Origin of the sequence: Streptomyces sp. ActVer (genome assembly GCF_027270795.1) — a bacterium.
Lineage (GTDB): Bacteria > Actinomycetota > Actinomycetes > Streptomycetales > Streptomycetaceae > Streptomyces > Streptomyces umbrinus_A.
Genome location: NZ_JAPWHT010000598.1, coordinates 1 through 5,231 on the forward strand (window position 1 = coordinate 1; position 5,231 = coordinate 5,231).

The following is a 5,231-nucleotide window of genomic DNA, read 5'->3' on the forward strand; positions in this document are numbered from 1 at the left end:
CGGCCCGTCCGGCACGCCCTCGCGCGAGGGCGGCTGCACGGACGGGCCCGGCGGGGGGGCGGAGCCCGGCAGCGGACGGTTCGTCATCCGGCTCACCCCGCGGAGCTGAACGCGGCGTTCATCTTCTTCGCCGCGTCCTTCGAAGCCGCGTCCACGCTCTTACGCCCGCTGACGACCTCCTGGAACATCGTCGGCAGTACGAGGGACGCGTCGATCTGGGACCAGGCGGGCGAGGCCGGGACGAACTTGGCGCCCGCGCCGAGGGTCTTCACGAAGGGCCCGACGAACGGCTCGCGCTTCGCGACGTCCTGGCGTACGTCCGTGAACGTCGGCAGGAAGCCCATTCCGTCGAAGAGTTCGCCCTGCGTCTTCTTCGAGGCGAGCTGCTCCATCAGGGCGACGGCGAGCGTGCGGTGCGAAGTGCTGTTCAGTACGCCGAGGTTGTTGCCGCCCGCGAACGCGGGAGCGATCTCACCGGACTTCACGCCGGGCAGCGGCACGACCGCGTACTTGCCCTTGACCTTCCCGGCCTCGATCGCCGCGTGACTGAAGTCGCCGCCGATCGCCATGCCCGCCTTGCCGGAGGCGAAGGCCGTCACCGTGTCGTTGCCGCCCATGCCCGCGCACTTGGCGGCCGGACAGTTGTCGTCGCCGAACAGCGAGGTGTACGCCTTGATGCCCTTCTGGGCGTCCGCGCTGTCGATCGTCGAGGCGTACGAGCCGCCCTTGCCCTCGGCTATCTCGCCGCCGTTGGACCAGATGAACGGCATCGCGCCGTACGTGTAGGCGCCGCCGACCGCGAGCCCGTACAGCTCCGGCTTCGCCGCCCGGATCGCCTTGGCGGTGCTGATCAACTCGGCCTGGGTCCTGGGTACTTCGAGGTTCAGCTCCTCGAACACGTCCGTGCGGTAGTAGAGGGCGCGGACGCCGACGAAGTACGGGGCGCCGTAGATCTTGCCGTCGACCGTGACGGACTGCCTGGCGGTCGGGTCGGTGTCCTTGGACTCGCTCCAGTCCGTGAACTCCTCGGTGACGTCGGCGAGTCCGCCGTCCTTGACGTAACCGGCCGTGTCGGTGTTGCCGTACTCGATGAGGTCGGGCGCGCTCTTGGGGTCGTTGAAGGCGGCCTTGATCTTCTCGGCGCGGGTCTCGACGGGGATGTACTGGACGTCGACCTTCGTGCCCTTGTGGGCCTTCTCGAAGGCGGCGACGACACCGTCGACCACCTTCTCCTTCGGTGCGGTGTCGACCTCCTGGAAGAGCCACACCCGCAGGGTGCCGCTCTTCTCGTCCTTGCCCCCGGAGTTGTCGGAGGACTCGGGGGCGCAGGCGGTGGCCGTGAGCCCGGCGACGACGAGCGCGGCGATCGGGGCGGCCATTCGGGCAGAGAGTTTCGAGAGCTTCACGGGGCGTCCTCCGGGGGAGCGCGTTGCAGCACGTGCAATGGTGGTTTTGCGCTGCACAACACGTCGGAGGCTATGGACTACATGAACATGGCCACAAGAGGTCTCAACCACTCTGTGACCACTCGAAGCACTCCGTGCAACGGGTGTCCCGTACACGGGCAGTACAAAGGCCCCGGAAGCGCCCAAAGAACGCATCCGGGGCCCACGCTCACGGCAAACCCGTCCACCCGGCGAAGGGTTGGACCACCGGCAAGGCACCACTGCGCCCGGCGCCCCGCACCGGGCGGGACGTCACCGGGGGCGCGCAGGGGGCGCTACTTGTCGCCGCCGCCCTTGCCCTTGCCCTCGTCGCCGCCGGCGCCCATGGACTCGTAGATCTCCTTGCACATGGGGCACACGGGGTACTTCTTCGGGTCGCGGCCCGGCACCCACACCTTGCCGCAGAGCGCCACGACGGGCGTGCCGTCCAGCGCACTCGCCATGATCTTGTCCTTCTGGACGTAGTGGGCGAAGCGCTCGTGGTCCCCGTCGCCGTGCGACGTCTGCGGCGTCGGCTCTACGAGGGTCCCCGTCCCAGTGCCTCGCTGGGGCTGGGTCTCAGGCTCAAGAGTGCTCATAGACGCAAGAGTACTGAAGCCGAGGGGCATCAGTTGAGCGAAGGGTCGTCCGGGTACGTGGCCACCATCGCCAGCTCGTTGCGCTGGCGGCGCAGCACCTCTCGCCACAGCCGTTCCGGAGAGGGCGAGGAGACGTCTCCGGGCTCCGACTCCACCACGTACCAGGCGCCCTCGACGAGCTCGTCCTCCAGTTGTCCGGGGCCCCAGCCCGCGTAGCCGGCGAAGATCCGGAGCGAACCGAGGGCCGAGGCGAGCAGCTCCGGCGGGGCCTCCAGGTCCACGAGCCCGATCGCCCCGTGCACCCGCCGCCAGCCCAGCGGAGCACGCTCCCCCGACGCGCCCCCCGGTATCACCGCCACACCGAGCGCGGAGTCGAGAGAGACCGGGCCGCCCTGGAAGACCACGCCGGGCTCACCCGCGAGGTCCGCCCAGCCCGAGAGGATGTCGCTCACATCCACCGGTGTGGGGCGGTTGAGGACGACACCCAGGGAGCCCTCCTCGTCGTGGTCGAGGAGCAGCACCACCGCACGGTCGAAGTTCGGGTCCGCCAGGGCGGGCGTGGCCACGAGCAGCCGCCCTGTGAGCGAGGACACCTCGGTCATGCGAGACATGATCCCGCATCTTCCCCGTGCAGGGGGAGGCAATACCCGTACCCGGGTGAATGCAGCTCAGGGCGTACAGATGCAGGTGGAGCGCACGCCCCTGCCGGTGACCCCGTGTGTCCGTTTAGGAGCGGTTCGTGTTGTGGCAAAGCTATGACGTACCTGGGGCGCCCTTGGGCTTACTGAAGGGGGGTAGGCGGCCATTACGCTTGCTTCTTCGCCCCTGCCCAACCAACCGGAACGCGAGATACATGACCGTCAACGGCTCAGACGACGTACTCCTTGTCCACGGCGGAACCCCGCTGGAGGGCGAGATCCGTGTCCGCGGTGCGAAGAACCTCGTACCGAAGGCCATGGTCGCCGCGCTGCTCGGTAGTGCTCCGAGCCGACTGCGCAACGTCCCCGACATCCGTGACGTGCGGGTCGTACGCGGGCTGCTGCAGCTGCACGGCGTGACGGTCCGTCCGGGCGAGGAACCGGGCGAGCTCGTCATGGACCCGTCGCACGTGGAGAGCGCGAACGTAGCGGACATCGACGCGCACGCGGGCTCGTCGCGTATCCCGATCCTCCTCTGCGGTCCGCTCCTGCACCGCCTCGGGCACGCGTTCATCCCGGGCCTGGGCGGCTGCGACATCGGCGGCCGGCCGATCGACTTCCACTTCGAGGTGCTGCGGCAGTTCGGCGCGACGATCGAGAAGCGCGCGGACGGCCAGTACCTGGAGGCTCCGCAGCGGCTGCGCGGCACGAAGATCACCCTGCCGTACCCGTCCGTGGGCGCGACCGAGCAGGTGCTGCTGACGGCCGTCCTCGCGGAGGGCGTGACGGAGCTGTCGAACGCGGCCGTGGAGCCGGAGATCGAGGACCTGATCTGCGTTCTGCAGAAAATGGGCGCGATCATCGCGATGGACACCGACCGCACCATCCGTGTCACCGGTGTCGACAAGCTCGGCGGCTACACCCACGCGGCCCTTCCGGACCGCCTGGAGGCCGCCTCGTGGGCTTCCGCGGCCCTGGCGACCGAAGGCAACATCTACGTCCGCGGCGCCCAGCAGCGCTCGATGATGACGTTCCTGAACACCTACCGGAAGGTGGGCGGTGCCTTCGAGATCGACGACGAGGGCATCCGCTTCTGGCACCCCGGCGGCCAGCTGAAGTCCATCGCGCTGGAGACTGACGTCCACCCGGGCTTCCAGACGGACTGGCAGCAGCCGCTCGTCGTCGCCCTCACGCAGGCGACCGGCCTCTCCATCGTCCACGAGACGGTGTACGAGTCCCGTCTCGGCTTCACCTCCGCGCTCAACCAGATGGGCGCACACATCCAGCTCTACCGCGAGTGCCTCGGCGGCTCCCACTGCCGCTTCGGGCAGCGCAACTTCCTCCACTCGGCGGTCGTGTCGGGCCCCACGAAGCTCCAGGGCGCCGATCTGGTCATCCCCGACCTCCGCGGCGGCTTCTCGTACCTCATCGCGGCGCTGGCGGCCCAGGGCACGTCCCGCGTCCACGGCATCGACCTGATCAACCGCGGCTACGAGAACTTCATGGAGAAGCTCGTGGAACTGGGCGCGAAGGTGGAGCTGCCCGGGAAGGCGCTGGGCTGAATCCAGCCCGGCCGGCGTCTGAGGCCATTGGTGAGCGCAACAGCGATGGGGCGGCACCCGGATTCCGGGTGCCGCCCCATCGCACTTTCTACTGCCTACTACCTACCTGCTACTACCTGCCGAACACCGTCCCGCGAGGTGTAGACGGCAAGGTCACTTGCCCTTGGCGGCTTCCTTGAGCTTGCTGCCGGCGGAGACCTTGACGCTGTAGCCGGCGGGGATCTGGATCGGGTCGCCGGTCTGCGGGTTCCGCGCGGTGCGAGCGGCACGGTGGGTGCGCTCGAAGGTCAGGAAGCCGGGGATGGTGACCTTCTCGTCGCCCTTGGCGACGATCTCACCGACGGTCTCGGCAAAGGCGGCCAGAACGGCGTCGGCGTCCTTGCGGGTCACCTCGGCACGGTCGGCCAGCGCGGCCACCAGCTCACTGCGGTTCATGTTGTTACTCCCGTGTTCTTCTTGCCGTTGAGGCGTGCCACGCGGCGGAGCCGCATATTGGGCACGTCGAAGCCGATGCTGCCAGGTTCCTCGGCGGTCCCCGGACCCGGGTCCGTGGCCGGACCCTCGCGCCCGAAGACGCATCCTGCCCCCACCTGCGGCGGGAAAGCCAATCCGGCACCCCTGGGAGTCACACGAAAAGCGCCACGGCCTCGAATTGGTGACGCTCCGTCGGTTCCCGGCAGCGGACCGCAGGGCCTGAAAGGCCTGGTGGGCCCTCAGGGACTGAGCCATGGCCGCCACCCTAGAGGCGGCCTGACGCCCCACGTCCGGCGACGCGCCGGTACGGGGGCCGGGTGGCAACCGTCACAGTCGCCACCGGGCGGGGTGTTTCCCCGCCCCCGCCTCCCCTACCCAGTCCCGTCCATTTCAGGGGCCCCGCCCCCGAACCCCCGCTCCTCGAACGCCGGAGGGGCTGGAACACCCAAGGGGCGCGGGGAACTGCGCAATCTTTTAGGGGTGCGGGGAACTGCGCGACCAGCCACGACGCACCCGCACGCGCATCTCACCCCA

General features: G+C 69.1%; 5 protein-coding genes. 1 reads left to right on the forward strand and 4 read right to left on the reverse strand.

Annotation, left to right across the window (positions count from 1 at the left end):
- Window positions 1–92: 92 nt before the first annotated feature.
- From O3Q52_RS48500 to O3Q52_RS48510, 3 genes are all read right to left on the reverse strand, one after another.
- On the reverse strand, window positions 93–1,379 hold the full coding sequence (locus O3Q52_RS48500) for an extracellular solute-binding protein (RefSeq protein ID WP_269654836.1): 1,287 nt from the start codon (window positions 1,377–1,379) through the stop codon (window positions 93–95).
- 341 nt (window positions 1,380–1,720) lie between these two features.
- On the reverse strand, window positions 1,721–2,023 hold the full coding sequence (locus O3Q52_RS48505) for a DUF3039 domain-containing protein (protein ID WP_189843460.1): 303 nt from the start codon (window positions 2,021–2,023) through the stop codon (window positions 1,721–1,723).
- Window positions 2,024–2,052: 29 nt separating this feature from the next.
- Window positions 2,053–2,625 carry a YqgE/AlgH family protein gene (locus O3Q52_RS48510; protein WP_143632675.1) on the reverse strand — a complete coding sequence of 191 codons (573 nt, stop codon included), beginning with the start codon at window positions 2,623–2,625 and terminating at the stop codon, window positions 2,053–2,055.
- Window positions 2,626–2,876: 251 nt separating this feature from the next.
- Here O3Q52_RS48510 and murA point away from each other — a divergent pair, with 251 nt between their 5' ends.
- Entirely contained in the window at window positions 2,877–4,223 is a 1,347-nt protein-coding gene (murA, locus tag O3Q52_RS48515; RefSeq protein ID WP_055614624.1) for a UDP-N-acetylglucosamine 1-carboxyvinyltransferase, read from the forward strand.
- A 153-nt stretch (window positions 4,224–4,376) separates the two neighbouring features.
- Here murA and O3Q52_RS48520 read toward each other — a convergent pair whose 3' ends face one another.
- Window positions 4,377–4,658: an HU family DNA-binding protein gene (locus O3Q52_RS48520; protein WP_007382399.1), complete on the reverse strand. Its 282-nt coding sequence runs from the start codon at window positions 4,656–4,658 to the stop codon at window positions 4,377–4,379.
- Window positions 4,659–5,231: the final 573 nt, after the last annotated feature.

Excerpts from the sequence above, each read along its gene's own strand:
- O3Q52_RS48500 (WP_269654836.1), bottom strand. The coding sequence starts at position 1,379 with ATGGCCGCCCCGATCGCCGCGCTCGTCGTCGCCGGGCTCACGGCCACC.
- O3Q52_RS48505 (WP_189843460.1), bottom strand. The coding sequence starts at position 2,023 with ATGAGCACTCTTGAGCCTGAGACCCAGCCCCAGCGAGGCACTGGGACG.
- O3Q52_RS48510 (WP_143632675.1), bottom strand. The coding sequence starts at position 2,625 with ATGACCGAGGTGTCCTCGCTCACAGGGCGGCTGCTCGTGGCCACGCCC.
- murA (WP_055614624.1), top strand. The coding sequence starts at position 2,877 with ATGACCGTCAACGGCTCAGACGACGTACTCCTTGTCCACGGCGGAACC.
- O3Q52_RS48520 (WP_007382399.1), bottom strand. The coding sequence starts at position 4,658 with ATGAACCGCAGTGAGCTGGTGGCCGCGCTGGCCGACCGTGCCGAGGTG.